This window comes from Anoxybacillus tepidamans PS2 (assembly GCF_000620165.1).
GTDB lineage: Bacteria > Bacillota > Bacilli > Bacillales > Anoxybacillaceae > Anoxybacteroides > Anoxybacteroides tepidamans_A.
In genome coordinates this window covers 316528-343097 of record NZ_JHVN01000001.1, presented here as the reverse complement: position 1 = coordinate 343097, position 26570 = coordinate 316528, and the positions used below count along the sequence as shown (strand labels likewise).

The 26570-nt window shown below is 44.6% G+C and carries 27 protein-coding genes; 22 read left to right on the top strand and 5 right to left on the bottom strand.

Going from position 1 to position 26570, the window contains the following annotated elements:
* Positions 1-90: 90 nt before the first annotated feature.
* From N667_RS0101885 to N667_RS0101855, 7 genes are all read left to right on the top strand, one after another.
* Positions 91-1077 carry a LacI family DNA-binding transcriptional regulator gene (locus N667_RS0101885; protein WP_027407986.1) on the top strand — a complete coding sequence of 329 codons (987 nt, stop codon included), beginning with the start codon at positions 91-93 and terminating at the stop codon, positions 1075-1077.
* Positions 1074-1970, top strand: a complete 897-nt coding sequence (gene rbsK / locus N667_RS0101880) for a ribokinase (protein ID WP_027407985.1) — start codon at positions 1074-1076, stop codon at positions 1968-1970. The genes N667_RS0101885 and rbsK overlap by 4 nt, the downstream gene beginning before the upstream one ends.
* A complete protein-coding gene (gene rbsD, locus N667_RS0101875) occupies positions 1967-2362 on the top strand; it encodes a D-ribose pyranase (RefSeq protein WP_027407984.1) in 396 nt (131 codons plus the stop codon). Before rbsK ends, rbsD begins: the two co-directional genes overlap by 4 nt.
* Before the next feature lie 52 nt (positions 2363-2414).
* On the top strand, positions 2415-3890 hold the full coding sequence (locus N667_RS0101870; protein ID WP_035097832.1) for a sugar ABC transporter ATP-binding protein: 1476 nt from the start codon (positions 2415-2417) through the stop codon (positions 3888-3890).
* Positions 3890-4864 (top strand): ribose ABC transporter permease, encoded by a 975-nt coding sequence (gene rbsC / locus N667_RS0101865; RefSeq protein ID WP_051529923.1) that lies wholly within the window; start codon positions 3890-3892, stop codon positions 4862-4864. Before N667_RS0101870 ends, rbsC begins: the two co-directional genes overlap by 1 nt.
* Before the next feature lie 35 nt (positions 4865-4899).
* A complete protein-coding gene (rbsB, locus tag N667_RS0101860; protein ID WP_027407981.1) occupies positions 4900-5835 on the top strand; it encodes a ribose ABC transporter substrate-binding protein RbsB in 936 nt (311 codons plus the stop codon).
* Positions 5836-6040: 205 nt separating this feature from the next.
* Positions 6041-7330 (top strand): EAL domain-containing protein, encoded by a 1290-nt coding sequence (locus tag N667_RS0101855; protein WP_027407980.1) that lies wholly within the window; start codon positions 6041-6043, stop codon positions 7328-7330.
* 55 nt (positions 7331-7385) lie between these two features.
* Here N667_RS0101855 and N667_RS0101850 read toward each other — a convergent pair whose 3' ends face one another.
* A complete protein-coding gene (locus tag N667_RS0101850) occupies positions 7386-8075 on the bottom strand; it encodes a DNA alkylation repair protein (RefSeq protein WP_035097766.1) in 690 nt (229 codons plus the stop codon).
* A 287-nt stretch (positions 8076-8362) separates the two neighbouring features.
* Here N667_RS0101850 and asnB point away from each other — a divergent pair, with 287 nt between their 5' ends.
* From asnB to N667_RS0101790, 11 genes are all read left to right on the top strand, one after another.
* Positions 8363-10210 (top strand): asparagine synthase (glutamine-hydrolyzing), encoded by a 1848-nt coding sequence (gene asnB / locus N667_RS0101845; RefSeq protein WP_027407978.1) that lies wholly within the window; start codon positions 8363-8365, stop codon positions 10208-10210.
* 446 nt (positions 10211-10656) lie between these two features.
* Positions 10657-12075 carry a PTS fructose transporter subunit IIC gene (locus N667_RS0101840; protein WP_027407977.1) on the top strand — a complete coding sequence of 473 codons (1419 nt, stop codon included), beginning with the start codon at positions 10657-10659 and terminating at the stop codon, positions 12073-12075.
* Positions 12076-12139: 64 nt separating this feature from the next.
* Positions 12140-14101, top strand: coding sequence for a BglG family transcription antiterminator (locus N667_RS0101835; RefSeq protein WP_035097829.1), 1962 nt, complete (start codon positions 12140-12142; stop codon positions 14099-14101).
* An 18-nt stretch (positions 14102-14119) separates the two neighbouring features.
* Positions 14120-14575, top strand: a complete 456-nt coding sequence (locus tag N667_RS0101830) for a fructose PTS transporter subunit IIA (RefSeq protein ID WP_027407975.1) — start codon at positions 14120-14122, stop codon at positions 14573-14575.
* Between the two features lie 31 nt (positions 14576-14606).
* Positions 14607-15578 carry a mannose-6-phosphate isomerase, class I gene (gene manA, locus N667_RS0101825; RefSeq protein WP_027407974.1) on the top strand — a complete coding sequence of 324 codons (972 nt, stop codon included), beginning with the start codon at positions 14607-14609 and terminating at the stop codon, positions 15576-15578.
* Between the two features lie 172 nt (positions 15579-15750).
* A complete protein-coding gene (locus tag N667_RS0101820) occupies positions 15751-16065 on the top strand; it encodes a PTS sugar transporter subunit IIB (protein WP_027407973.1) in 315 nt (104 codons plus the stop codon).
* On the top strand, positions 16065-16397 hold the full coding sequence (locus tag N667_RS0101815; RefSeq protein ID WP_027407972.1) for a PTS lactose/cellobiose transporter subunit IIA: 333 nt from the start codon (positions 16065-16067) through the stop codon (positions 16395-16397). The genes N667_RS0101820 and N667_RS0101815 overlap by 1 nt, the downstream gene beginning before the upstream one ends.
* Before the next feature lie 19 nt (positions 16398-16416).
* Positions 16417-17739, top strand: coding sequence for a PTS cellobiose transporter subunit IIC (celB, locus tag N667_RS0101810; RefSeq protein ID WP_027407971.1), 1323 nt, complete (start codon positions 16417-16419; stop codon positions 17737-17739).
* A 46-nt stretch (positions 17740-17785) separates the two neighbouring features.
* Positions 17786-19180, top strand: coding sequence for a glycoside hydrolase family 1 protein (locus N667_RS0101805; RefSeq protein WP_027407970.1), 1395 nt, complete (start codon positions 17786-17788; stop codon positions 19178-19180).
* Positions 19181-19303: 123 nt separating this feature from the next.
* Positions 19304-20023 carry a GntR family transcriptional regulator gene (locus tag N667_RS0101800; protein WP_027407969.1) on the top strand — a complete coding sequence of 240 codons (720 nt, stop codon included), beginning with the start codon at positions 19304-19306 and terminating at the stop codon, positions 20021-20023.
* 225 nt (positions 20024-20248) lie between these two features.
* Complete coding sequence (locus N667_RS0101790) at positions 20249-20692, top strand: VanZ family protein (RefSeq protein WP_027407968.1); 444 nt, start codon at positions 20249-20251, stop codon at positions 20690-20692.
* A gap of 16 nt (positions 20693-20708) precedes the next feature.
* On the opposite strand, the gene N667_RS0101785 is transcribed toward N667_RS0101790, so the two are convergent.
* From N667_RS0101785 to N667_RS19705, 3 genes are read right to left on the bottom strand one after another with little or no spacing between them, the layout of a single operon-like run.
* Positions 20709-21710 carry a Gfo/Idh/MocA family protein gene (locus N667_RS0101785; protein WP_027407967.1) on the bottom strand — a complete coding sequence of 334 codons (1002 nt, stop codon included), beginning with the start codon at positions 21708-21710 and terminating at the stop codon, positions 20709-20711.
* A 2-nt stretch (positions 21711-21712) separates the two neighbouring features.
* Positions 21713-22111, bottom strand: coding sequence for a VOC family protein (locus tag N667_RS0101780; protein ID WP_027407966.1), 399 nt, complete (start codon positions 22109-22111; stop codon positions 21713-21715).
* Complete coding sequence (locus N667_RS19705) at positions 22062-22277, bottom strand: hypothetical protein (RefSeq protein WP_156936076.1); 216 nt, start codon at positions 22275-22277, stop codon at positions 22062-22064. Before N667_RS19705 ends, N667_RS0101780 begins: the two co-directional genes overlap by 50 nt.
* Positions 22278-22372: 95 nt before the next feature.
* On the opposite strand from N667_RS19705, the gene N667_RS0101775 reads away from it, so the two are divergent.
* The 4 genes from N667_RS0101775 (at position 22373) to N667_RS0101760 (ending at position 26204) form a co-directional block, all read left to right on the top strand.
* A complete protein-coding gene (locus tag N667_RS0101775; RefSeq protein ID WP_027407965.1) occupies positions 22373-23248 on the top strand; it encodes an ROK family protein in 876 nt (291 codons plus the stop codon).
* 242 nt (positions 23249-23490) lie between these two features.
* Positions 23491-23652 carry a hypothetical protein gene (locus N667_RS19700; RefSeq protein ID WP_156936075.1) on the top strand — a complete coding sequence of 54 codons (162 nt, stop codon included), beginning with the start codon at positions 23491-23493 and terminating at the stop codon, positions 23650-23652.
* A gap of 15 nt (positions 23653-23667) precedes the next feature.
* The gene (locus tag N667_RS0101765) at positions 23668-24591 is read left to right on the top strand and encodes a TetR/AcrR family transcriptional regulator (RefSeq protein ID WP_027407964.1); all 924 of its coding nucleotides are present in this window, start codon (positions 23668-23670) and stop codon (positions 24589-24591) included.
* A gap of 11 nt (positions 24592-24602) precedes the next feature.
* Complete coding sequence (locus tag N667_RS0101760; protein ID WP_027407963.1) at positions 24603-26204, top strand: MDR family MFS transporter; 1602 nt, start codon at positions 24603-24605, stop codon at positions 26202-26204.
* Positions 26205-26250: 46 nt separating this feature from the next.
* Here N667_RS0101760 and N667_RS0101755 read toward each other — a convergent pair whose 3' ends face one another.
* Positions 26251-26442 (bottom strand): YbxH family protein, encoded by a 192-nt coding sequence (locus tag N667_RS0101755; protein WP_027407962.1) that lies wholly within the window; start codon positions 26440-26442, stop codon positions 26251-26253.
* Between the last annotated feature and the right edge of the window lie 128 nt (positions 26443-26570).

Sequence of the window (26570 nt, the reverse complement as noted above, 5' to 3'; positions counted from 1 at the left end):
AGCAGTTACAAAATTCCCTCTTGATTCCTTCAAGGGAATTTTGCTATATTATCTGTAACCGGTTACACAAAACAAAGGTGGAGAATCAGCATGGCAACGATTCGTGATGTTGCTAAATTGGCAGGTGTATCGGTCGCGACCGTTTCGCGAGTGTTGAACCAAAATGGCTATGTTAATGAAGATACGGAGAAACGGGTAAGAAAGGCGATCGAGCAGCTGAATTATAAACCAAACGAAGTCGCTCGAACATTATTTAAAAAGACATCAAAAACGATTGGATTGATTGTACCGGATATTTCAAACCCATTTTTTCCGGAGCTTGTTCGAGCTGTTGAAGATGTGATGAATATTTATGATTACACGGTCATTTTGTGCAACTCAGACGAAAAAAATGAAAAAGAAAAGCAGTATATCGAGGTGCTGAAACAAAAATACGTCGATGGCATTATTTTGACGACAACTGAATTAGCCATGGAAGAAGTATTAGAACTTGATGTGCCGGTTGTCATCCTTGATCGGCCATCCATGCCTGCTTTTCCGTCTGTCGTTGCCGATAATTATGGTGGGGCGCGCTTGGCGACGCGACATTTATATGACATTGGCTGCCGGAAAATTGCCCACATCCAAGGGCCGCCGCACGTTGTAAATGCGATGCAGCGTTTTAGCGGCTATCGCGATGAGATGCAATCATTGGGATTGTGGGATGAGAATCTTATCATTCAAGGAAACTACCAACTGAAGCAGGCGAAAGAAGCGACGCTGCAAGCGCTAAAAGAATATCAGGTCGATGGCATTTTTGCCGGGAATGACGCCATGGCTGTTGGAGCGTTGAAGGCGGTGCAGCAGCTTGGGCTAAGGGTGCCGGAAGATGTGGCGATTATCGGGTATGACGGTATCCCGTTAACAGAGATGACAACGCCGGAGCTATCGACCATTTCGCAGCCGATTTATGAGATGGGAGCGATTGCTGCGAGAATTTTGGTTAAGCAAATTGAAGGAAAACCGTTAGAACAAATTCACTATATGCTGCCTGTCGAATTGATAGAGAGACAATCGACGAGGAGGGAAAAGAGATGAAAAAACCTGTGATTACGGTGATCGGGAGCATCAACATGGATTTAGTGGCCACGGCAAAGCGCGTTCCAGAGCAGGGAGAGACGATATTAGGCGAGACGTTTCATTTAATCCCTGGAGGCAAGGGGGCGAATCAAGCGGTGGCCGCTGCCCGCCTCGGAGCGGAGGTTCATATGATTGGGGCTGTCGGTGCAGATGCGTTTGGGACAGAGCTTATCCAACATCTTGAAAGGGAAAGAATTTTTATCGATAATGTGAAACCGGTTACAGATACCGGAACGGGCGTCGCCATGATTGTCGTTTCTGAGGGCGATAATCGAATTATTGTGATTCCTGGCGCTAACCACGCCTTGCGCCCGGAGGATATCGAGCAGTGCGAAGAAGTGATTGCCAAAAGCGATGTTTGCTTGTTGCAACTGGAAATTCCGCTCCCTGCTGTGGAAAAAGCGGCGTCACTTGCGAAAAAGCATGGTGTTCTCGTCATTTTAAATCCGGCACCGGCGCAGCCGCTCCCTGCCTCGCTCCTTGAGCAAGTCGATATTCTTACACCGAACGAGCACGAGCGCGACATCATCTTAAAAGAGTTAGACGCTGTCAAGTTTGCGCACAAACTCGTTGTAACGGAAGGAGCGCGCGGCGTTTCCATAGTAAAGGACGGGCAACCGGTGGTCATTCCGGGTTTTCGTGTCCCAGTTGTTGATACGACGGGAGCGGGAGACACATTCAATGGCGCTCTTGCTGTGGCGTTAAGTAAAGGGATGGCATTGGAAGACGCATGCCGCTTCGGAAATGCCGCCGCCGCTTTAGCGGTAACGAAGCTTGGAGCGCAAACCGGGATGCCGACGGAAGCTGAGGTTTTGGCATTGATTGAAGCGGAGAAAGGGGGAACAAAATGAAAAAAGCCGGTATTTTAAATAAAGACTTAAATACGATTTTGGCTGCTCTCGGCCATACCGATACCATCGTGATCGCCGATTGCGGCTTGCCGATTCCAGACGAAGCGGTTCGTATTGATTTATCGATTGTAAAGGGGAATCCATCATTTTTATTCGTGCTCGACCCCATTTTGGAAGAGTTAGAAGTCGAAGCAGTAACGATGGCTGAAGAAATGAAGATTCATAATGTACAAATGTACGAAGAAGTTCAAAAGCGGTTTGAAAAAACACCTAAACATTTCGTTCCCCATGAACATTTCAAAGAGATCATGCGATCGGCGAAAGCCGTCATTCGTACGGGGGAGGCCACTCCTTACGCCAACATTATTCTTCATTCAGGTGTCAATTTTTAAATGCAATCGCCGTTAAAAAGGGGAGAGGGACGTGAACATACCTTTTATCAAAATGAGCGGGATAAAAAAGTCGTTCCATCATCATATAGTGCTAGACGGGGTTGATTTGGAAGTGTGTGCGGGCGAAGTGCATGCGCTGATGGGAGAAAACGGTGCCGGAAAATCGACGTTAATGAAAATTTTAACCGGGATGTATGAGAGGGACGCAGGCACGATTAGCATTAACGGGCAGGAAGCGCATTATCGCCATCCAAAGGAAGCAGAGAGGGACGGAATTGTTTTTATCCATCAAGAATTGAGTATGATCCCGACACTGACCGTAGCAGAAAATATCTTTTTAGGACGGGAACAAACGATAGGGCGGACGGGAATTATTCGACGCAAGAGGATGGAAGAGGAAGCAGCCATCTATTTAAGAAAGCTCGGGATTGAAATATCGCCCAGCGAAATGGCGGGAAAGCTATCAGTTGGAAAACAGCAAATTATAGAGATTGCTAGAGCATTATCGAAAGACGCGAAATGTTTGATTATGGATGAACCGACCGCGGCGCTGACAGACCGGGAAATTCAAACATTGTTTGAGGTGATTGAAACACTCAAGCGGCAAGGGGTTGCGATTATTTATATTTCGCATCGGATGGAGGAGATTTTTAAAATTTGTGATCGAATTTCCGTGTTGCGTGACGGACGGTTTATCGGAACAAAACAGGTCGCAGAAACGACTTTTGATGAAATTGTCCATATGATGGTCGGAAGACAAATCGGCGAGCGTTTCCCAAAAAGGCAAGCCCATATTGGCGAGGAAGTGCTTCGGGTCGAACAAATGACGCAAAAAGGTGTATTCGAGAACGTTTCATTTTCAGTAAGATCTGGAGAAGTTTTAGGTGTGGCCGGATTGATGGGAGCGGGACGCACAGAAATTATGGAAGCGTTGTTTGGCGTTCGAAAAATGGATGAAGGAACGATTTATATTGAGAACCGTCCGGTAAAGATCACGTCGCCACGGCAGGCTATTAAGCACGGCATGGCTTTTATTACTGAGGACCGGAAAATGAAAGGGCTTGTTTTACATATGAATGTGCGCGAAAACTTGACGCTGCCGAAATCAAAGGAGCTCGCTTCCGCCGGTGTTATTCGTCAAAACAAAGAATCAGAGCTTGTTCAAGCGCTCATCAACCGGCTCAATATTAAAACGGCTTCCCCGGCGTTGCCAGTAAAGGCGTTGAGCGGAGGCAATCAGCAAAAAGTCGTGTTTGGCAAATGGCTCGCCATGAATCCGAGAATTCTTATTTTGGACGAACCGACGCGCGGGGTCGATGTCGGTGCGAAAAAAGAGATTTACGAGATTATGAATGAACTGACGGCTCAAGGTGTAGCGATCATCATGGTTTCATCTGAGCTTCCAGAAATATTAGGAATGAGTGACCGTATTATGGTTGTCCATGAAGGAAAGGTTACCGCGATTTTAGATAATAACGGTGTGGATCAAGAAACGATTATGCGCGCGGCGACGGGAGGAGAGGCGTAATGCAAAGTCCAGGTATCAATGTCCAAAAGAAGGATATAAGTGCTGCTTGGCGTTTCGATGTGAAGAAGCTTGGACCGTTAATTGGTTTGATATTGTTATGTATTGTGCTGACGCTACTAAGCAATGACTTTTTTACGGTCGACAACTGGTTGAATATTTTGCGTCAAGTATCGATTAATGCTCTTATTGCATTCGGAATGACGTTCGTCATTTTAACAGGCGGCATCGATTTATCGGTTGGTTCGACATTGGCGTTATCGAGTGCCATTGCTGCGGGGTTAATGGCCGATGGGGCGAGCGGATTTGTTGCGATGGCCGCTGGAATTGTTGCTGGGTTAATGATGGGGGCGCTGAACGGCGTCATTATTACAAAAGGGCGCGTCGCTCCATTTATCGCTACGTTGGCTACGATGACGGTTTTCCGCGGCGCTACTTTAGTCTATACAGAAGGCCGTCCGATTACAGGCTTTTCGAATGATCTTTCGTTTCAAATGATCGGGCGAGGCTATTTCCTTGGTATTCCTGTTCCGATTATTTTCATGCTCGTCATTTATGCGCTTTTGTACTTTGTGTTAAGAAAAACAACGTTTGGCCGACATACTTATGCGATCGGTGGAAATGAAGAGGCGACTCGCCTATCCGGCATCCATGTCGATCGTTTGAAAATTTGGATTTACTCATTAACTGGCGGACTGTCTGCACTTGCGGGGCTGATTTTAACATCGCGTTTAAATTCCGCCCAGCCGACTGCCGGAACATCCTATGAACTAGACGCGATTGCCGCGGTCGTACTTGGGGGAACGAGTTTATCTGGCGGCCGTGGCTGGATTTTTGGAACATTGGTCGGCGCTCTTATGATTGGTGTGCTAAATAACGGGTTGAATTTGCTGGATGTTTCATCTTTTTACCAGCAAGTAGTTAAAGGGGCTGTCATTCTTCTTGCGGTCATTTTAGACCGCCGCAAAGAAGTTTGATATATACATTAAGGAAACAAAGGAGTGGGGGAATTATGAAGAAACTATTAAGCATGCTGTCTTTACTATTATTGATAACGGGAGTATTAGTAGGTTGTTCTTTAGAAAGCAGCACAACGAGCGGCAAAAATGCAGGGAGCAAAAAAGGGGATGGCATGAAAATCGGCTTGTCCATTTCGACATTAAACAATCCGTTCTTCGTTTCATTGAAAGAGGGAGCTGAAAAAGCAGCGAAAGAGGCGAATGTGTCCTTGACAGTGGTCGATGCGCAAAATGACTCGGCAAAACAGATTAATGATATTGAAGATTTAATTCAACAAGGTGTCGATGTCATTTTACTTAATCCGACAGATTCGAGTGCCGTTTCATCAGCCATTGAATCAGCGAATAAGGCAAACATTCCTGTTATTACAGTGGACCGCAGTGCCGAAGGTGGAAAAGTAGTTTCACATATTGCTTCGGATAATGTGGCCGGCGGAAAAATGGCAGGAGAGTTTTTAGTTGAAAGATTAAAAGATGGCGGCAATGTAGTGGAATTAGAAGGAATTCCAGGTTCATCCGCAGCCCGGGAACGAGGGGAAGGCTTTCACCAAGTGATTGACAAAGCTACTAATATAAAAGTGATAGCGAAACAAGCGGCAGATTTTGACCGTGCCAAAGGATTATCTGTCATGGAAAACATTTTGCAAAGCCATAAAGATATTAAAGCGGTGTTTGCCCATAACGATGAAATGGCGCTAGGAGCGTTGCAAGCGCTTGAAGCACACGGAATGAAAGATGTGATTGTTGTAGGATTTGATGCGACAGAAGATGCGGTCAAAGCGGTGAAAGAAGGGAAAATGGCAGCAACGGTTGCACAAAAACCGGAGCTGATCGGGGAAAATGCCGTGAAAACCGCTCTAAAGGTATCCAAAGGCGAAAAAGTCGAATCATTTATTCCAGTGCCGTTAGAGTTGGTAAAAGGAAATTAAGCATCAGAAGGAGAAAACATTAAAAAGTAATGTTTTCTCCTTTCTTTTTAACGGCAGCCGTGGGAGGTGGTTGTTAATTGTATAGATGCGAGGTCGCCGTCTTGAAAAATTAATAAACATTTACAAATCTTTTACGATTTCATCATATGAAAATGCTATACTGTTCAGCATACGGTAGCTTTGTTTTTTGAAAGGAGTTTCTGGCATGGTCGAACAGCTTGTGTCTGTTATGCTCCTTACTGATAGCCTGAGCCGCGAAAATTTGGCAGATAAAGTGGTCCAATACGTCAATGAATATCCAGTAGGATTAGTGTATTTAGATATTAAAGGTTGTGGAGAGATTGCGCGGCAGTGCGGTGAGAAGGCATGTCAAAAACTTATTGAATCGTGGAAAAATTTGATTATGGAAGCGGAACGGTCAAGGGCGTTCGGCTTGTTCGCCACGCGCGTATTTGGCGATGATGCATTGTTGTTGGTTCGCATGGAAAAAGGGGCGGGAAAGGCAGACTTGCTTTGCTTGGCCCAAGAGATCTATATAGCTTTTCGCGGACAGTTAAATCAACTGGCGGAGTGGAATGAGCCGATTGATTTTCATTTAGGAACCGCGTTGTTTGATTCTAGCGACGGAAAAACGATGGATCATTTAGTATATAACGCTGTTAAGGAAGCGGTGGGTCAGGCGAAGGGTCAAATAAATTTTCAGTATAGAAAATTGCAGACGGAGTTTCGTGACATTTTGGCTGCGCGTAAAATTACGATGGATTACCAGCCAATTGTTTCGCTTTCCGATGGCTCTATTTACGGATACGAAGCATTAGCGCGAGGACCGCGGACGAGTTACTTTGCGACGCCGGACCGCTTGTGGGAATTTGCCGAAAAAGAACGCTTAGTGTATACGCTTGAAAAAATTGCGCGACAGCAAGCAATTGCGGGATTTTTGCCAAGTAATCCAGACTGGAAATTATTTATAAATCTCAATGCGAATGTCGTTCACGACCCGCAATTTACGCCTGGGCAGACATTGGCGTTTCTTGAAGAAAGGGGATTGAAGCCGCAAAATATTGTGTTTGAAATTACAGAACGTCAATCGATCGGGGATTATGTCTCTTTCACTAAGGCATTGGATCATTACCGTAAGCAAGGATACCAGGTCGCCATTGATGATGCCGGGGCAGGATATTCTTCGCTGCAAGCGATTGCCGAATTGCGCCCGGATTATATTAAGGTAGATCGTTCCATTATTAAAGAAATTGACCGCGATCGTATTAAGGCGATTTTACTGGAGACACTTGCCGGATTTGCGCAAAAAATCGGTTGCAACATGATCGCAGAAGGTATTGAAACATTGGAAGAGCTACGTATCGTTCACCAGCTTGGCATCCCATTTGGCCAAGGCTATTTACTAGGCAGACCGCATCCTAGCTTGCAACCTGTCTCAGATGAAGCGATGCAATGGTGGGAGCATTCAAATCACCATTCCGGACATAATAGATAAAAAAAGTCTATCACCGTAAGTGATAGGCTCTTTTTTATGGCTGCATCCCTTTCTGTCATCCTCGTTGCACCTGCCGTTGAATGACTTTTAACGCCTCGCGTCTGCTTAATGGTGCTAAATGCTCGCTTTCGACAAATCGCTCGACGCTTGCCGGGCTTGTCTTTGAATATTCCCTCAGCGCCCAGCCAATTGCTTTTTGAATAAAAAATTCTTTCGAATGTCGGCATTGGCGAATCAAATGATACAGCAATTCCTCGTCCGTTTCGTGCTTATACTTCAGCTGAAACAAAAGCGCCGTCCGTTGCAGCCATATATGATCCGATTGTATCCACTTTTCCGCATAAACCGGAATGCAATCTTGATAGTTTTGCAAAATGGTGCCAACGATGTTGGCGGCAAGCAAATCGACTGTGTCCCACCATGATTTGTTGACGATTAGTTCTTCGATGAACGGAATATCATCTGTTGTCAGCTTTTTTCTTGCTTTTTCGAGAAAAGTAAGCGCAATATATTGAAATTCGCGCTCCGGCAGCTCCCAAAGTTCGCGAACGACTTCTGGCAGCTCGGCAAACGGCGGCAAGCCATGCTCGGTGATAAACTCCTTCAGCAACTCTCTTCTTTTTGGTGTCTTAATTCCGATAAACTCAAACTGATCACGCATATATTTTTTCATTGATTCGGCGTTGGTTTGGTTATGATGGGCGCGCAACTGTTGTATAAGCTTGTGAACGTATGGGGAAGTCATCATCATTTCTCCTCTCGATCTGCTAACATGTTTTGTATGTACATTGGCACTGCTGCTTTTTGAAAATAAAATGGTTTCTCAAGGCTTCTAGAAAATACTTGTTAATTCGTATGTGCTTTTGGGGGAACATGTATAAATCATCATGGCTTTACAAAGGTTAATATTATTATACAAAGATTTGAAATCACTCTTAAATTTTTTATACAGTTTTAATGCAACAACGCTTGTCCCTCTATATGCTAATAGCAGAGTTAAATACACTTTAATGAAGGGTGCAGGAGGTTGTTATGTGCGGCATAGCAGCTATATTTTCTAAAAATCCTATTCCGTTTGCGACCATAAAAAAAATGACGGACATTATTGAACATAGAGGGCCCGATGGAGAAGGACATCAATCGTTTTTAAATGGGCAGCTTTGGCTAGGACACAGGCGGTTGGCCATCGTCGATCTTTCGGATAATGGGGCGCAACCGATGAGTTATAAAAACGGTAGATATTGGATCGTATTTAACGGGGAAGTTTATAACTATATCGAGATCAGAAAAGAGTTGGAACAACGCGGTCATCGCTTTATGTCCACGACAGATACTGAAGTTATCATGGCAGCGTACGATGAATGGGGTGAAGGCTGCTTAAATAAATTTAATGGAATGTGGGCGTTTATTATTGTTGATACGTTGGAAAGAAGGCTATTTGCCGCTAGGGATCGGTTTGGCGTAAAACCTTTTTATTATGCGGTCAAAGGAGAAGCGATTGCTTTCGGCTCGGAAATCAAGCAGCTGCTTGTCGACGATTTTGTCAGTAGAAGAGCGCGTCGCGAGCAAGTGGCCAAATTCCTTTTATTTGGGGAAGTCAATATCGAAAGGGAAACGTTTTTCGAAGGCGTTAACCAGCTTCTTCCGAGTGAAGCGATGAGCATGAACTTAGACAAGGGCGTATCGAGCTTAAAAATTTGGAAGTATTATGATCCGCCGTTGAACCGCTCTATGAAGCGAGATGGTCACTTAGCGGAATATCAAAGCCGATTCAAAGAGTTGCTATTCGACTCGGTGCGGCTGCGTCTTCGAAGCGATGTGCCGGTCGGCTCATGTCTCAGTGGCGGAATGGATTCTTCGTCTTTAGTGCTTGTGATGAATGAGCTTCTTAAGCAGGATGGAGCGCAGCATAAAGTAAAAACGTTTACGTCCTGCTTTTTAAACAAAAAGTATGATGAATGGGAATTTGCTGAAAAGATCGTCCAGCAAGTAGAAGCAGATAGTCATCGTGTATACCCAGACATGAACCATCTATTCGATGAAATAGAAGACTTAATTTGGCATCAAGATGAGCCGTTCAAATCCACCTCCATATACGCGCAGTGGAACGTCATGAGGCTTGCGAGAGAAAACAACGTAACCGTGCTTCTAGATGGGCAAGGCGCGGACGAAACGATGGCCGGATACCATCCTTATATCTCAGTATATATAGCCAATTTAATCAAATCCGGCAATGTAAAGACAGCGATTGATGAGTTGAAAAGATTAAAACAAACCGGATTGATTTCTGCCACAGAATCGATCGGGAAAGTGCTGTTAAAAATTATCTACCATGCTTCCGGGTTGAAAATCCGAAGAGATAGCGATGTTAAAGAGCTTTTAAAGCAAGAATATCAAAATATAAATAAAAGGGAGATACCAAAAGACTTCCAGCAATATTTATATCAAGAAATATTCACCTCGCTGCAATCTTTATTGAGATACGAAGATCGAAATTCGATGGCATTCTCCATTGAGGCAAGAACCCCGTATCTCGATTACCGATTGGTCGAATTGCTTCTTTCGATTCCGGGAGGCTATAAAGTATACGATGGCTACACGAAGCCATTTTTAAGACAAGCGATGAAAGGAATTATGAACGACCAAGTTCGTTTAAGAATCGATAAGAAAGGGTTTGTTACACCGGAAGACATCTGGTATAGAGAAAAATTTAAAGAAATTAAATCGATATTATTATCAGACGACTCGCCGATTTATATATGGATTGAGAAGGAGCAGCTCAAAAACTGGCTGAACGATCCAGCCAAGCCGTTTGGAAAATATCATTTGTGGAGATTATTATCAGTGCATTTTTGGATGAAACGATTTCAGTTATCCTAGAAACGCAAACGTCCGGTCGATTGGACCGGGCGTTTTATTTTTGGCAAAAATTTCAATGGTGGTTTTGTGCAATAAAAAGAAGTTGGCACTTTTCCGAGGTCAATGGTGCAACGTCTGCTTGAAATTGTAAATGAAGAAGCTAGGTGAATCATCCACATAAAAGATGGAAAGGTTTTGCTGGTTTGATAGGTGAACGGGTATTGGTATTGGGAGATCAGAGGTCTCTTGCATTTTATAAATAAACACGAATTGGGCAGGAGGAAAAGAAAGCTGTGTGGAAAAAGTTTATTTTCAGCTGACGCTAATCCCGCAAACGGCGGGCATTGATGTATTTTTTACCGCAAGTTGTGGTATTGATTTGTACTATTTTAAGGACAATCGTACGTTAAGATACAATCAGAAGCCGATGAAAAGGTTTACAACGTGTATAAAGGGGGAGAGATGCGATGAAGCTTGTTGCGATTACCTCATGCCCGAATGGGATCGCTCATACGTATATGGCGGCAGAGAAGCTAGCAAAAACGGCGGAGAAAATGGGGCATACAATAAAAGTGGAAACGCAAGGCTCCATCGGAGTGGAAAACGAACTCACAACGGAGGATATCAAGAATGCGGACGGTGTGATTATTGCCGCGGATAAGCAAGTGGACAAAAGCCGCTTTCATGGGAAGCGCCTTTTAGAAGTATCCGTCACCGATGGGATTCGGCGCCCTGAAGAGCTAATTGCGCAGTTTGAAAAAAATGAAGTCCCTGTATACATGGAACAGACGGCCGCTATGAAACTAAAAAGTGTTGAGGAAGTCAAGAAAGAGCGTAGCCAAAAACAAAATCCTGTTTATCGCAATTTAATGAACGGCGTATCTTACATGATTCCGTTCGTGGTCATCGGCGGGCTGTTAATTGCGCTTTCATTGGCGATTGGCGGGGAGCCGACGGCTAAAGGATTAGTGATCCCTAAAGAGTCGATTTGGAACCATATTTTCAACGTTGGGGCCGCAAGTTTTACGTTTATGGTTCCGATTTTAGCGGGATATATTGCGGTAAGCATTGCCGACCGGCCTGGTCTTGCACCCGGAATGGTTGGCGGATATATTGCCGCGAATGGAAGCTTTTACGGCAGCCAAGCGGGTGCGGGGTTTATTGGCGGAATCATTGCTGGCTTTTTAGCAGGTTATATTGTGAAAGCCATCAAAAGCATCCGCGTGCCGCAAGTGATTCAGCCGATTATGCCAATCTTAATCATTCCGTTGTGCTCCTCTCTTTTAGTAGCTGCGATCTTTATTTTTATACTCGGACAGCCGATCGCCGGAATCATGGAAGGACTCACTTCCTGGCTCAACAGTATGCAAGGGGCCAGCAAAGTTGTATTAGCGATGATTTTAGGAGCGATGATTTCCTTTGATATGGGAGGGCCTGTAAATAAAGTCGCGTTTTTATTCGGCTCTGCGATGATTGCACAAGGGCATGCTGATATTATGGGTCCGATTGCCGTTGCCATCTGCATCCCTCCTCTCGGCCTCGGTCTGGCGACGCTGTTAGGCAAAAAGAAATTTACAAACGAGGAACGGGAAGCGGGGAAAGCGGCTCTTGCGATGGGATTAGTCGGGATTACCGAAGGCGCGATTCCATTTGCAGCACGCGATCCGCTGCGGGTGATTCCAAGCATTATGGTCGGCTCGATGGTCGGTGCGGTTATTGCCATGCTGAGCAGGGTGGCCGATCATGTGCCGCATGGGGGTCCGATTGTCGCTGTATTCCAAGCCGTCGATCACGTTTTGATGTTTTTTGTTTCGATTATCATCGGAATGATTGTGACTGCTTTACTAGTAAATATATTGAAGAAGCCGGTAGACGCCGACAATTAAGAAAAAGGGGGAAGTGTCAGCTTCTCCCCCTTATTTCACAATTTGCACAATGGTGGTGACAGGAATGCTGGCAAGGCATAAAAGAATTTTGAAACGATTATTAAATACAAATGATTATGTATCTGTCACTTCACTAGCCAACGATTTGCAATGTTCGGAAAAAACGGTGCGCAATGACTTAAAGGTGTTAGATGATTGGCTGCGGTCATACCCTTCTTTAGTCATCGAGAGAAAGCCGAGCATCGGGGTGCTTTTAAAAGGGGATGACGCAAGCAAAAAGCAGCTTTTTCGTGAACTGTTAAACGATAGCGAAGAAGGATTATCAAGCAATCATCGCCAGTTGCACTTGCTGAAGTGGTTATTGACTGCCGATCGGCCGATCACCATGCGGCAGCTAGCTGATCAGTTTTATATTAGTAAGTCAACGATTCATCATGATCTTGAAGAAATTGAGGAGTGGTTAAACCATTTTGGCTTGAAACTGATTCGCAAACCGAATTTAGGATTAAAAATTCAAGGAAAAGAGAAAGAGTGGCGCATGGCATTATCTCGGTTAGTTGAGCTGCTAGTGAACCGCTTAGACTATATTTTAAACGAACAGCAATTAAATATGATCGCTGATGTCTTGCAGCCTTATGAGGTCGCCTTGATCGAAAAAGAAATCCGTCAAATGGAAAAACATCTCGATTTTCCGTTAACGGACCAGGCAGTTGTTAGTTTAACGATACACATCGCGATTGCGGTCAAGCGCATTAAAAAAGGTTACAGCATTCAAATGGATCGTAACGAATTGAACGAACTGCAAACAAAAAAAGAATATCGTCTAGCGGAACAATTAGCAGGGCGGGTCGCAACATGGCTTGCGGTGAAAATTCCGGAAGCAGAAATCGGATATATAACGCTGCATTTGTTAGGAGCAAGAGTTCGCTATGATCAAATTCAAACGAAGGAAGCAACGGAGCAATTTTTAAATAAAGTCGATCAGGAAGCGTTAAATCTCGCAAGTGTTCTAATTGAAAGTATATGTAACAGGACCGATGAGCGCCTACGAAGGGACAAAGAGTTGTTGTTAGGGCTGACGCTTCACCTTCATGCAACATTAAATCGCTTGCGCAACGGCTTTTTAATCGTAAATCCGATGCTTAAAGAGATTAAGCAGATGTACCGCTATACATTTGAGTTAGTATTTTCTCTCGTGGGCGAGATGGAAAGAAGAGCGTGTGTCGTTATTCCAGAGGACGAAGTAGCTTATATTGTATTGCATATTCAAGCAGCGTTAGAACGGCTGCAAAATGAGCGACATAGGCGGAAGCGAGTCGTGATTGTTTGTCCGACCGGTTCAGGCTCGTCGAGGTTAATCGAAGCAAAGATTTCGACCGTATTTCCAGATGTGGACGTGGTCGGTGTCGCCCCCGTTTCCAAGTTAAACAGCGTTATTGAGGCCCAAAAGCCAGATGTTTTAATTAGTACCGTACCAATAACTAAAACGGCCGTTCCCGTCATTACAGTGAGTCCGCTAATGCGTCAGCATGAACTGCAAGCCATTAAAGATTTTTTATTTCATATGCAAATACGGCCGAAAAAAACGGGCCAGCCATATGAGACGATCAAACAATTTATGGATCGGGATCTTATTTTTCTGGATTTAGCACTAACAGATCGATTTGAGGTTATTAGCTATTTAGCAAAAAATCTTTATGACCGCGGCTATGTGGAACAAGGCTATGAACAAAGCGCTAAAAACCGGGAGCGCGTGTCATCCACTTACATTGGCGGCGGAATGGCGATTCCCCACGGCGAAATGCAATTAATCAAGGAGACGGTTATTGCTGTCGCAAGGTTGCGTACACCCATTGATTGGGGCGGAGAAAAGGTAAACCTTGTATTGATGATCGCCCAGCGACTTCAAGAAAACGAACAGATTAAGAAATTATTTCATGAGCTTGCTAATTTGTCAGAAGATGAAGATACGCTGAAGAAACTGAACGTATCACCAACTGTTGGCGATTTCTATCAATGTTTATAGAAAAGGAGTCGAATATTGATGAATATGACAGAACTAGTGACGAAAGAACTAATTAATTTGAATTTGCAGGGTTCGACAAAAGATGAAGTGATGGAAGAAATGATTGATATGCTCAATCGGACAGGGGCTTTAAAGGATAGAGAGATGTATAAAAAAGCTTTATATGAGCGAGAAATGGAAGGAAGCACCGGGATCGGCTTTGGCATTGCCATTCCGCACGGAAAGAGTGAGGCAGTCAAGAGAACAAGCATCGCTTTCGGATTAAAAAGAAGTGGTGTGGATTGGGACAGTCTTGATGGGGAAAAAGCGAAACTTATTTTTATGATTGCTGTTCCTACAGAACAAGCAGGGAATGAACATTTACGAATTCTTCAACTCTTATCCAGAAAATTAATGGATGACGATTTTCGTGAACGTTTACTAGATGCAAGAAAAGTAGACGATGTTGTACAATGGTTTGCACAAATCATTTAAACCAATAAATAACAGAATAGGAGGAGAAATGATGGAGAAAGAACCGCTTTTTCTTGAGCCGGTATTCCACGAACGAATTTGGGGAGGAAAGAGGTTGGCGGAGCATTTTGGTTACCCAATCCCCTCCGACCAGACGGGGGAATGTTGGGCGATTTCTGCGCATCCGCACGGACAGACCGTTGTGAAAAATGGGCGATTCCAAGGCAAAACGCTCGGCGAATTATGGCAGCAGCACCGAGAGCTATTTGGCGGCTTCCCCTCTGACCGATTCCCGTTGTTGACAAAAATTTTAGATGCCAACGCCGATTTGTCAGTGCAAGTGCATCCGCATGACGCATATGCCAAAGAGCATGAAAACGGGGAATTCGGGAAGACAGAATGCTGGTACATCATTGATTGCAAGGATGGAGCCGAACTCGTATATGGCCACCGCGCCCGGACGAAAGAAGAATTGCAGCAGATGATGCGGGAAGGAAAATGGGGAGAACTGCTTCGCAAAATTCCCATTAAGCCCGGCGACTTTTTCTACGTGCCAAGCGGTACGGTCCATGCCCTTTGCGAAGGAACGCTTGTGCTAGAAACCCAGCAAAACTCTGATACTACGTATCGAATATATGATTATGACCGCGTCGATGGACACGGAAGAAAGCGCGAACTCCACTTAGAAAAGGCCATTGACGTCACCGCCGTTCCCCATGCTGACGCTACTTGCGAGCCGAAAATAATAGAAACAGATGGGGCGAACATCGCCACATTTATTGAAAATGACTATTTTACCGTGCAAAAATGGGACATTCAAAAGCAATGGACGGTGGAGCCAGTTGATTATTTTTTGTTGGCGAGCGTGCTGTCCGGAACGGGCGAGATTGGTACGAAAACGGCTTCGTATGCTTTAAACAAAGGAGATCATTTCATTATCCCTCATTCACTTGAGCCATTTGTAGTAAAAGGAACGCTACAGCTCATTGTCTCTGCACCAGCATACCCAACTGAGAAAAAGTAATAGCAAGGCAAGTGACGATAAAGCAACGATTGCGCTAACAGCAGCTCATTTTTTTCGTCATCTTTTTCTGATTTGTCGATATTTTTTGACTTAAATGTATAGACATTTAGGTCAAAAAATATATAATTATTATTGAAAGCGCTTAAAAACTTAGGAAAGGAGCCGGATCATTATGAAAAAAATTTTACTTGCTTGCAGTTCGGGAATGTCTACTAGTTTGCTAGTGACGAAGATGCAAGCTTACGCCAAGCAAATGGACGAAGAAGCAGAAATCTGGGCGGTCGGGCAGGATCAGGCGAAAAAAGAGATGGAAAAAGCGGATGTAGTTTTAATCGGCCCGCAAATGAGCTTTTTAAAGAGCGAGCTGCAAAAGGAGGCGCAAAAATACGGAATTCCTGTCGAAGTCATTGATATGGTCGCATATGGGCTTGCCGATGGGCAAAAGGTGTATGAACAAGCATTGAAACTAATGGAGGAACGTTCATGATGGAACAGCAATCACTCGAAGGTTTAACAGAAGAGCAAATCAGTTTTCAGCTTATTCTTCATAGCGGAAATGCGCGAAGCAAAATTATTGAATCGGTTCGTAAATATCGGGAAAGACAGATCGAGGAGGCGGAACGTTTGCTTAAGGAAGCGGAACAAGATTTAAGCGTGGCGCATCAGATTCATTTTCAGCTCGTGCAAGAGGAAGCGAACGGCAAGCAGCCTGCATTTTCGTTGCTGATGATGCACGCGGAAGATCATCTCATGTCCACATTATCAATGAAAGAGCTCGTGAAAGAATTGCTCGAGTTGTTTAAAACGAGAAATTTTTAAACGTTGAGGGGGAGAGACGATGGGGCAATCATGGTTTGATACGTTGAGCCGCGTTTTAGTGCCAATCGCCGGCAAACTCAATAATAACCGTTATTTAAAAGTGTTGCGCGATGCGTTTATGTTGGCGTTTCCGCTAACCATTTTCGGTTCGGTGGCCGTTGTTCTTGCCAACCTGCCGTTCCTCGACAAAGTAATGAGCGAGGGAGCGCTCAATGCGTTTCGTTCGGCGCTCGGTGTCGCTCCACAAGCAACAATGGGAATTATGTCTGTGTTTGTTGTGTTCGGCATCGGTTATTATTTATCGAAAAACTATGATGTCGAGGCCATCTTCGGCGGAGCCATTGCTTTAGCATCATTTTTAATGTTGACGCCGTTTGTGTTGCAGCCGGAAGGAAAAGAAGCGGTGCAAAATGTCATTCCGCTCGACCGTCTCGGCGCGAAAGGCATGTTTTTAGGCATGATTGTCGCGTTTGTGGCCGGAGAGATTTATCGATTCATCGTGCAAAAGGATATTACGATTAAAATGCCTGCCGGCGTGCCGCCTGCTGTTTCACGGTCGTTCTCGGCATTAATTCCGGCCTTTTTTACATTATCTGTATTTCTTATTATTAACATCGTTGTGACTCAAGTGTTTAGGACGAACATGCACGATGTCATTTACCAGGCGATTCAAGCCCCGCTCGTCGGCTTAGGAAGCGGCATCATTCCGACATTAATAGCGATTTTTGTCACGCAAATTTTATGGTTTTTCGGGCTGCATGGCCAGATTATTATTAACTCGGTGATGGACCCGATTTGGAATACTCTCTCTCTTGAAAACTTAAATTCATATATGGACACGGGAAAAGTGCCGCACATCATCAGCAAGCAGTTTATGGAAATTTATACGGTCGGCATGGGCGGAACCGGAATGACTCTTGCTGTTGTGATGGCCATGATGTTTTTTATGAAAAGCAAACAAATGAAACAAGTCGGCAAGCTCGCGATCGGCCCGGGAATTTTCAACGTGAACGAGCCAGTGATTTTCGGGCTGCCGATTGTAATGAATCCGTTAATTTTATTCCCTTGGATTATCGCTCCGATGGCTGTTACGTTAGTAACCTATGTAGCTATGTCCACAGGTCTGGTGCCGCCGCCGACAGGGGTTGCTGTTCCTTGGACAGTGCCGATCTTTATTAACGGCATTATGGCGACAAATTCGCTCGCCGGAGGATTTTTGCAGCTTGTGAATTTTGCCATCGTATTAGTGATCTGGTTTCCGTTCTTAAAGTTTATTGATCGGATGAACTTGCAAAAAGAAAAGGAAGAAGGAAGCGGGGAATCGACGAGAACCGCATCATGAAAAAAGAAAGGTGATTTATAACATGAAAACGGCGCAGGAAACAACAATGCATTTGCAATGCCGCTTTCCGCAAGGCTTTTGGTGGGGAAGCGCGGTGTCAGCGACGCAAATTGAAGGCGCCAGCCGGGAAGGCGGAAAAGGGCTGAATATATGGGATTACTGGTATGAAAAAGAGCCGAATCGCTTTTTTGATGGAGTGGGGCCGGATGTGACATCGGATTTTTACCATCGTTATAAAGAAGACATCCAGCTGATGAAAGAGACTGGGCATAACTCGTTCCGATTCTCGATCTCGTGGTCAAGGCTCATTCCAGACGGGAAAGGCGAGGTGAACGAGGAAGCGGTTCGATTTTATAACGATGTGATCGATGAATTGCTAGCGAATGAGATCGAACCGTTTGTGAACTTATACCATTTTGATATGCCGCTTTCGATGCAGCACATCGGCGGTTGGGAGAATCGCGAAGTCGTTGATGCTTACGCGAGATATGCGAAAATTTGTTTTGAACGGTTTGGCGATCGCATCAAGAAATGGTTTACCCATAACGAACCGATCGTTCCTGTTGAAGGCGGCTACTTATACGATTTTCATTATCCGAATATCGTCGATTTCCGCCGGGCGGTACAGGTGGCATATCATACAATTATTGCCCATGCGAAAGCGATCCGGGAATTTCGAAAATGCAAGATTAAAGACGGGAAAATCGGCATTATTTTAAATTTAACCCCATCTTACCCAAGAAGCCAGCACCCGGCTGATGTGAAAGCCGCGCATATCGCTGATTTATTTTTCAACCGCAGCTTTTTAGACCCGGCCATTAAAGGCGAATACCCGCAAGATTTAGTCGATTTGCTGAAGGAATACGGATATTTGCCGACGATGGAAGCAGGAGATGTTGAACTGATTAAAGAGAATACCATTGATATTTTAGGAATTAACTATTATCAGCCAAGGAGGGTGAAAGCGAAAGAGCATTTGCCGAACCCGCATGCACCGTTCATGCCGGAATGGTTTTTTGATTACTATGTCATGCCGGGACGGAAAATGAATCCGTACCGCGGCTGGGAAATTTATGAAAAAGGAATTTACGATATTTTAATTAATATTAAAGAGAATTACGGCAATATTGAATGCTTTATTTCGGAAAACGGCATGGGTGTTGAGGGTGAAGAACGCTTTCGCGATGAAACCGGCATGATCCACGACGATTATCGGATCGAATTTATCCGCGAGCACTTAAAATGGGTGCATCGGGCGATTCAAGAAGGAGTCAACGTCAAAGGGTATCATCTATGGACCTTTATGGATAACTGGTCGTGGACGAACGCTTATAAAAATCGCTACGGCCTTGTGTCGGTCAACTTAAATAAAAATCGGGAGCGGACGATCAAAAAAAGCGGATACTGGTTCAAGGCGGTATCCGAAAACAATGGGTTCTAAAAAGGTGGTCTATGGCCGCCTTTTTTGTTTTGCGGGCCAATAATAATAAGGAAGAAAATCATTGCAATCATATAAAAGAACGTTTTACAATGAACACGAACGATGACAGAATTAGGTGATGAGATGTTTAAATATGAACAAATTTCGAATGAGATACGGAAGAGGATCAAGGAAGGATACTATTCACTTGATGAACCGATTCCGGATGAATTGTCGCTATCTGACGAATTTTCTTGCAGCCGAATGACCATGAAAAAAGCGCTCGATATTTTAGTGACAGAAGGGCTTCTTTATCGAAAGCGGGGACACGGCACGTTCATTGTCAAGCCGGCGGCTCATAATGATTTGGTCAATGTTACAAGCGAAGAGAATCTAGGCTTGACGAACTTGCTGAAAGGAAAAAAAATTACGAGTAAAATTATTAAGTTCGAAGTGTCGTTTCCTTCGGAAGAGGTGGCCGCCCAATTATCCATTGATTTGACGACGCCCGTTTACCATCTCATTCGTCTTCGGATCGTGGAAAATGAGCCCTATGTAATCGAGCGGACATATATGCCAACTTCACTTATTCGTCAGTTGAATGAAGATGTGCTTCATTCATCGATTTATAATCATATTACGCATACGCTTGGATTAACGATTGCGGGGTGTCATCGGAAAATTCGGGCATCGAAGCCGACGGAGCTAGATCAAAAGTATTTGCAATGCGCTCCCGATGACCCGATTTTAGAAGTCGAGCAAGTTGGATTTTTGAATAATGGTGTTCCGTTTGAATATTCCTTTTCTAGACACCGCTACGATAAATTCGTGTTTACGACGGTAAGCATTCGCCGCAGCAAGTAGTAGCTATCGTTTAGTACGAATTTTGAAACCGCAGCCGCACAAAATCGAATGCTTTAGGCGGCGGGCCGGCTTTTGGCATTGCGGGCAAATGAGCTTGTTCATATCTTTTATTCCTCCTTTTTGAAGTGTTGGGGGCAAGTCGGATTGTGTATAGTTTTATTATAGTAGCTTCATTTTTATAATCAATATAAATTTAGATTTATTATAAAAATATAGGAGAAAGCGATGAACAACAAGAAGTGGTTTTGGTGGAGCTTGGTCGCCGTATGGTGTGCGGTCATTTATAGTTTTAGCGAATCTTCGTTTTTTACAGGAGAAAATACGGCGCACATTTTGAGCCGCTTGTTTGATTTTTGGCCGTTTGCGCAAGACGATTCCGACGAGTCGGTATCGCCGCTCAATTTTATCATTCGCAAGTGCGCCCATTTATCGGCGTTTGCGATTTTAGCAGTGCTTGTGTTTCGGGCGCTTTGGCCCCATCGATGGGCTTATATAGGTGCTTGGAGTTTTGCGGTGCTTTATGCGGCAACGGATGAGTGGCATCAGTCGTTTGAACCGGGGCGGACGGCGCTGTTTTCTGATGTTGTCATTGATGCATGCGGTGCATTGGTTGCGTTATGCTGCGTGGCGCTCTTGAGATGGCGAAAGCGTCTATACGCTTCTTCATAGGACAACCCTCTGCCGATTATCGGCAGAGGGTTGTTTGATCGTCAGCCGGAAAGCGGAGGCCTGTCTGTTTGCGCGCTTCTTCCATCACTTCTGCGGTGATGAGCGAGTGTGTATGCGAATTTGTTTCCGATTGGCGCTTTCCGTTAAGAATGAGCTCGACCCATTCGAGCGCCTCGTAGTACATTGGATGCTGCGGCTGCGGTTCTGTGATGTCTTCGACGCGGCCATCGCGGTAGCGAATTTCGACTTTGGTCGGTGTATGAATCGCATCGATCACGATGCTTCCTTCTTCGCCTTGAATTTCTGCTGGAATATAGGAATTGGTAATTTTCGAGTACATCACGACCGCATCCATATCGCCGTAATTAAGAACGATGCTTCCCTCACCGTCGACGCCGGATTCCAACATGACGCTGTTTGCTTTAAGCGACTGCGGCTTCCCAAATAATACGACCATTGGGTATAAACAGTAGATTCCGAGATCCATTAACGCCCCGTTCGAAAAGGCTGGATTAAAGGCATTTAAAATTGTTCCTTGTTTGTATGCATCATAGCGCGATGAGTATTGGCAATAAGCGGCGAAATAGCGGCGCACCTTGCCGATTTTATGAAGATGTTTACGGATCGCTTGAAAATTTGGCAACAATGTTGTTTTCATCGCTTCCATAAATACGACACCATTTTTTTGCGCCGCTTCAATTATCGCGTTCACTTCTCTTACGTTAGAAGCGAGCGGTTTTTCGCATAGCACATGTTTGCCGTGATTCATAAGAAGAATGGCTTGCTCGGCATGAAGCGAGTTCGGGCTGGCGATATAGACCGCATCAATCTCATCGCTTTTTGCCATTTCTTCTAGGTCTGTAAAAATTCGCTTGGCCCCTGTTTTTTCGGCAAATTCCTTTGCTTTCTCTTCTGTCCGTGAGTAGACGGCTGTTAACACAAGATTGGAGATGGGTTGAGCAGCTTGAAGAAATTCTTGTGTAATCCAATTTGTTCCAATTGTTGCTAATCGGATCATTTTTATTCCTCCCTTGTGGATGTTTCATATAGCTCTAAAGGCAAATCATCCGGGTCGCGGAAAAACGTGAACCGTTTCCCCGTGACCGGATCAACGCGAATCGGCTCGACATCAATGCCATGTTTCTGTAAATACCGAACTGCATCATCGATGTTTCTAACAGCAAAGGCGAGATGTCTAAGCCCGCACGCTTCCGGTTCGCTCGGCCGCTTTGGCGGATTTGCAAACGAAAACAGTTCGATTTGTATATCTCCTGCTTGCAAATCTAATTTGTACGAATTTCGTTCCGTCCGGTATTGTTCGTGGATGATGCGAAATCCTAAGATGTTAGTGTAAAAGTGCTTAGATCGCTCATAATTGGCGCAAATAATAGCGACATGATGGATTCGTTCGAACCGCAACAGGCTCCCTCCATATTGTATTGTTTAGCTGAAGACTCGTTCGGTCAGCATTTGATGAGAAAGGCGATTCATCTGTGGTGGTGCCGTGGGTCGGTGTTTGATCGATGTCCCATGGAAGAAATAGGCGATAATGCTTATTATACATTGACTCCCTATCTTTTTCCATGAAATAGTCTCCATGAATCTCCTATTTCGCCCCGTATATTGGTGCATTATGGTAAAATAAAACATATAGAAATACAAAGAAGGGGAGAGGAAATCATGTATCTTGGAGCGATTGAAGCAGGTGGGACCAAATTTGTTTGTGCCGTTGGCAGCGGCGATGGGACGGTACATGAAAGAACGACATTCCCAACGACGACGCCGCAAGAGACGATGCGTCATGTAGTCGATTTCTTCAGCCGGTATGAACTGAAAGCGATCGGCATCGGATCGTTTGGCCCCATTGACTTAAACAAAAACAGCGCGACATATGGTCATATTACGAGCACGCCGAAGCCGCATTGGGCCAACTTTGACTTTGTCGGCGAAATCAGCAAACATTTTCATGTTCCGATCGGATTCGATACAGATGTGAACGCCGCAGCTTTGGGCGAGCGATTATGGGGGGCGGCGCGAGGGACCGATAACTGCATATATATGACTGTCGGAACGGGAATTGGCGTCGGAGCGATTGTCGAAGGGCGGCTCTTGCATGGATTGCTTCACCCGGAAATGGGACATATTCTCGTGCGCCGTCATCCGGATGATGCGTTTGCGGGAAGTTGTCCGTTCCATGGCGATTGCTTAGAAGGAATGGCATCGGGTCCTGCGATTGAAAAGCGCTGGGGGAAAAAAGGAGCCGAATTAGCGGCGCAAAAAGAAGTGTGGTCATTGGAAGCGTTTTATTTAGGACAAGCGATAGCGCATTATATTTTAATTCTCTCCCCCGAAAAAGTGGTCGCAGGCGGCGGAGTGATGAAACAGCCGCAATTGCTGCCGGATGTGCGGCATCATGTTCGCCAATTTTTGAACGGGTATGTCCAGCATGAGGCGATTTTGCACCATATCGATGATTATATTGTTTTGCCTGGTCTTGGAGACAACGCGGGTATTTGTGGAGCGCTGGCGTTAGCGAAGCAAGCGTTAGGCGAATAGAATAGAGAGATGACCGTACGTTGCTAAATTTGCAGCAAAGCGGTCATTTTTGTTCGGAGGTAGTTTTCAACAAAAAATGCATAAGGAAGGAATTTTGACTAGGTGGTCAAATTTTGTCGATAAAATATGACTATTTAGTCATTTTTTATTTGAATTTAATTATTGATAATGATTAAATGATTGTTTATAATATGTTTGACCGTCCAGTCAGTTCGAAATATGTGAATAGGGGTGCCTTTCCAATGGAAAAATGTAAAGAAAACATGTCGTTTAAACGAATCGTCGAAAAGCTTGAAAAGCACGGAGTTCACGCAGAGCTCGTCAAACCGCGCGCAAAATTGTCCGTTTATCAACAAGCCTTGCCAAGAGTGTATCCATTTGTTCATAAAACGTCCTTGATCTAGGAGATGAAAAAAGAAATGGCGAAGCACCGGAGCAGAGTGGAATTAATCGAAACAGCAATGAAATTATTTGCCGAAAAAGGATACCATGCCACATCAATTCAAGATATTGTGGAAGCTTGGGGCATTTCTAAAGGAGCGTTTTATCACCATTTTTCATCGAAAGAAGAGTTGATACTTTCTGTTGTGAAGCATCATTTGGACAAATTGTTTTCGCGGTTTATTGATGCCAAACAGCAAGGAGAATCGCAAAAGGAGCTGTTTATTAAACAACTGCAAATTCAGCTAGAAGGCATCCGTTCACAAAGAGATTTTTTTCATATGATCATGGCTGAACAGCTCCCGAAAATTAGTGAGGATCTTCGCTGCTATATGTTCGCGCAGAGATCGCGCATATTTAATTGGTATTGTCAGCGCCTCATTGATGTATACGGAGACAAGGTGAAAAAGCATGTATTTGACATAGCGGCTATTTTAAGCGGTATTTTGCGAGAATACGTCTTTTATATGATGTTTTATCAAGAAATGCTTCGGCCGGAGGATATTGCTCCGTTTATTATCCGGCGGATCGACGCGATTGTTGCTCATTTCAAGGAGCACGAAGAACCGCTATTGAAAGAAGAGGCGATTCGCTATTTTAAGGAAATAGAAGAACGGGAACGTCACCAGCGGAAACAGCAAATCATTGGTCAGATCGCAAATCTAAAAGAAGCGGTATCCGCGCTTTCACTTGATAAAAAAACACATCACCAGCTGCATTCCGCACTGGATACGTTAGAAGCGGAGTTTATGAATGAGCAATCCGCGCCGCGAGAATATGTCGTGAAAGGAATTTTATTATACGTTGAAAGCCTGCATATTCAAAGGCTAACCGAAGCGCTTGCTTCGCTAACCAAACTGGTGCATGAATATATGACGCATCATAATAACCATAATAGATAGGAGACGATAACATGTCAGAAACAGCTGCATTACAAGTGCCATCAAGCATTAGGCACCGTAACTTGCTCATTACGGGATTAATTATTGCGATGTTATTCGGTGCGCTTGACGGAACGATTGTCGGAACGGCGATGCCGCGTATCGTCGGTGAACTCGGCGGGCTCAACTTGATGACATGGTTGACGACGGCCTACATGCTTACATCGACAACCGTTGTGCCTATTGCCGGAAAATTAGCTGACTTATTAGGACGAAGAGTAGTTTACGTATCCGGCTTGGTCATTTTTATGGCCGGTTCCGCTCTTTGCGGCATGGCAAATGATATGACACAGCTTATCATCTACCGCGGTATGCAAGGAATCGGCGGCGGAATTATGATGCCGATGGCGATGATTATCATCGGGGATTTGTTTACCGGAAAAGAACGTGCCAAATGGCAAGGGGTGTTCGGGGGATTATACGGACTTGCCTCGATCTTAGGTCCGCAAGTCGGCGGATGGATTGTCGACCATTTAAGCTGGGAATGGGTGTTTTACATTAACCTTCCTGTCGGTATTTTGGCAACTATCTTTATCGCGATGGGATTGAATAAGCATCAGGCGAAAGGGCCTGTGAAATTCGATATGGCCGGCATGTTCACAATGGTGGTCGGCGTTGTCAGCTTGTTGTTGGCATTGACGTTCGGCGGCGACAAGTATGAATGGACATCTTGGCAAATTATTAGTTTGTTCGCTGTGGCAATCATCTTTTTAACGCTCTTTGTATTTGTGGAAATTAAAGCGGAAGAACCTATTTTGCCGATGCGCTTCTTCAAAAACCGCACGTTTACCATTTTAAACGGACTTGGCTTTTTAATGAGCATCGGAATGTTCGGGGCGATTATGTTCGTTCCGCTATTTATGCAAGGAGTCGTTGGCGTAAGTGCGACGCAATCAGGTACGATCATGACGCCGATGATGATTACGATGATTATCGGAAGTATTATTGGCGGACGCGTCGTCTATAAAATTGGTGTAAAATCGCAATTAATCATCGGGATGTTAATTATGGCGTCCGGATTTGGCTTGCTTGGTACGATGGATATCCATACGACAAAATGGACAGCGACGCTTTATATGATTGTATTAGGGCTTGGCGTCGGGCTTGTTATGCCGATCTTAACATTGGCTTTACAAGAAACCTTCCCGAAATCGGAGATGGGGGTTGTGACATCTTCGAGCCAGTTTTTCCGTTCGATTGGCGGAACGTTCGGGATGACAATTTTAGGAGCGATTATGAACCATCGCTCAACGGAACTGTTGGAAGACCGCTTGATGCCGATGTTAAAATCGCTTCCGCCGCAGGCAAAAGGAATGGTCGATCAGTTCTCGCATATGATTCATGATAACCCGCAATCACTATATTCTGCATTGTTGAGTCCAAAGGCGATGGCAAGCATGCCGCCGCAAATAAAGGACGCGCTTGTGCCGATTTTAAAACAATCTCTTGTTGATTCGCTTCATTCCGTCTTTACATTCGGCCTTGTGTTTGTTCTATGCGGAGCGGCGTTGACGTTAGTGATGCACAAAATTAAACTGTCAGACCAGCATCGAAAAATGAAAGAAAGCGCGTAATGGAAAAGGTTCACTCCTCGCAAAGGGGTGAACCTTTTTTATGCCTCTAGATGTGATGCTCCTCGCAGTATTGTTCAACAATCTCTTCAATTTGCTTGGGAGAAGGGAATTCCCCAGTAAACGAAAATGGAATTTCTTCGATAAATTCACCGTTATGGTAGACGTGGATCGCTCCATTTTGATTAATCACGCTAAACTCCGGCTCAAACCGATAGCCATTTCTCTCAATCGCACCCATGGGCAGTCTCTCCTTTGATGTTGTAGTCATTAGTTAGTATGGGTAAGTTGTTGTTCGCTCAGTCATTTGTGAGAAGTTTTTTATCCGATGACCTTCGGGAGTTTTTCAACCTTTTCAAGAGATAGAAT

Excerpts from the sequence above, each read along its gene's own strand:
- N667_RS0101840 (WP_027407977.1), top strand. The coding sequence starts at position 10,657 with ATGAAGCTTGTTGCGATTACCTCATGCCCGAATGGGATCGCTCATACG.
- N667_RS0101870 (WP_035097832.1), top strand. The coding sequence starts at position 2,415 with ATGAGCGGGATAAAAAAGTCGTTCCATCATCATATAGTGCTAGACGGG.
- N667_RS0101820 (WP_027407973.1), top strand. The coding sequence starts at position 15,751 with ATGAAAAAAATTTTACTTGCTTGCAGTTCGGGAATGTCTACTAGTTTG.
- N667_RS0101775 (WP_027407965.1), top strand. The coding sequence starts at position 22,373 with ATGTATCTTGGAGCGATTGAAGCAGGTGGGACCAAATTTGTTTGTGCC.
- N667_RS0101850 (WP_035097766.1), bottom strand. The coding sequence starts at position 8,075 with ATGACTTCCCCATACGTTCACAAGCTTATACAACAGTTGCGCGCCCAT.
- N667_RS19700 (WP_156936075.1), top strand. The coding sequence starts at position 23,491 with ATGGAAAAATGTAAAGAAAACATGTCGTTTAAACGAATCGTCGAAAAG.
- asnB (WP_027407978.1), top strand. The coding sequence starts at position 8,363 with ATGTGCGGCATAGCAGCTATATTTTCTAAAAATCCTATTCCGTTTGCG.
- N667_RS0101760 (WP_027407963.1), top strand. The coding sequence starts at position 24,603 with ATGTCAGAAACAGCTGCATTACAAGTGCCATCAAGCATTAGGCACCGT.
- rbsB (WP_027407981.1), top strand. The coding sequence starts at position 4,900 with ATGAAGAAACTATTAAGCATGCTGTCTTTACTATTATTGATAACGGGA.
- rbsK (WP_027407985.1), top strand. The coding sequence starts at position 1,074 with ATGAAAAAACCTGTGATTACGGTGATCGGGAGCATCAACATGGATTTA.
- rbsD (WP_027407984.1), top strand. The coding sequence starts at position 1,967 with ATGAAAAAAGCCGGTATTTTAAATAAAGACTTAAATACGATTTTGGCT.
- N667_RS0101835 (WP_035097829.1), top strand. The coding sequence starts at position 12,140 with ATGCTGGCAAGGCATAAAAGAATTTTGAAACGATTATTAAATACAAAT.
- N667_RS0101855 (WP_027407980.1), top strand. The coding sequence starts at position 6,041 with ATGGTCGAACAGCTTGTGTCTGTTATGCTCCTTACTGATAGCCTGAGC.
- celB (WP_027407971.1), top strand. The coding sequence starts at position 16,417 with ATGGGGCAATCATGGTTTGATACGTTGAGCCGCGTTTTAGTGCCAATC.
- N667_RS0101815 (WP_027407972.1), top strand. The coding sequence starts at position 16,065 with ATGGAACAGCAATCACTCGAAGGTTTAACAGAAGAGCAAATCAGTTTT.
- N667_RS0101805 (WP_027407970.1), top strand. The coding sequence starts at position 17,786 with ATGCATTTGCAATGCCGCTTTCCGCAAGGCTTTTGGTGGGGAAGCGCG.
- N667_RS0101800 (WP_027407969.1), top strand. The coding sequence starts at position 19,304 with ATGTTTAAATATGAACAAATTTCGAATGAGATACGGAAGAGGATCAAG.
- N667_RS0101885 (WP_027407986.1), top strand. The coding sequence starts at position 91 with ATGGCAACGATTCGTGATGTTGCTAAATTGGCAGGTGTATCGGTCGCG.
- N667_RS0101765 (WP_027407964.1), top strand. The coding sequence starts at position 23,668 with ATGGCGAAGCACCGGAGCAGAGTGGAATTAATCGAAACAGCAATGAAA.
- N667_RS0101785 (WP_027407967.1), bottom strand. The coding sequence starts at position 21,710 with ATGATCCGATTAGCAACAATTGGAACAAATTGGATTACACAAGAATTT.
- rbsC (WP_051529923.1), top strand. The coding sequence starts at position 3,890 with ATGCAAAGTCCAGGTATCAATGTCCAAAAGAAGGATATAAGTGCTGCT.
- N667_RS0101790 (WP_027407968.1), top strand. The coding sequence starts at position 20,249 with ATGAACAACAAGAAGTGGTTTTGGTGGAGCTTGGTCGCCGTATGGTGT.
- manA (WP_027407974.1), top strand. The coding sequence starts at position 14,607 with ATGGAGAAAGAACCGCTTTTTCTTGAGCCGGTATTCCACGAACGAATT.
- N667_RS0101755 (WP_027407962.1), bottom strand. The coding sequence starts at position 26,442 with ATGGGTGCGATTGAGAGAAATGGCTATCGGTTTGAGCCGGAGTTTAGC.
- N667_RS0101830 (WP_027407975.1), top strand. The coding sequence starts at position 14,120 with ATGAATATGACAGAACTAGTGACGAAAGAACTAATTAATTTGAATTTG.
- N667_RS19705 (WP_156936076.1), bottom strand. The coding sequence starts at position 22,277 with ATGGAAAAAGATAGGGAGTCAATGTATAATAAGCATTATCGCCTATTT.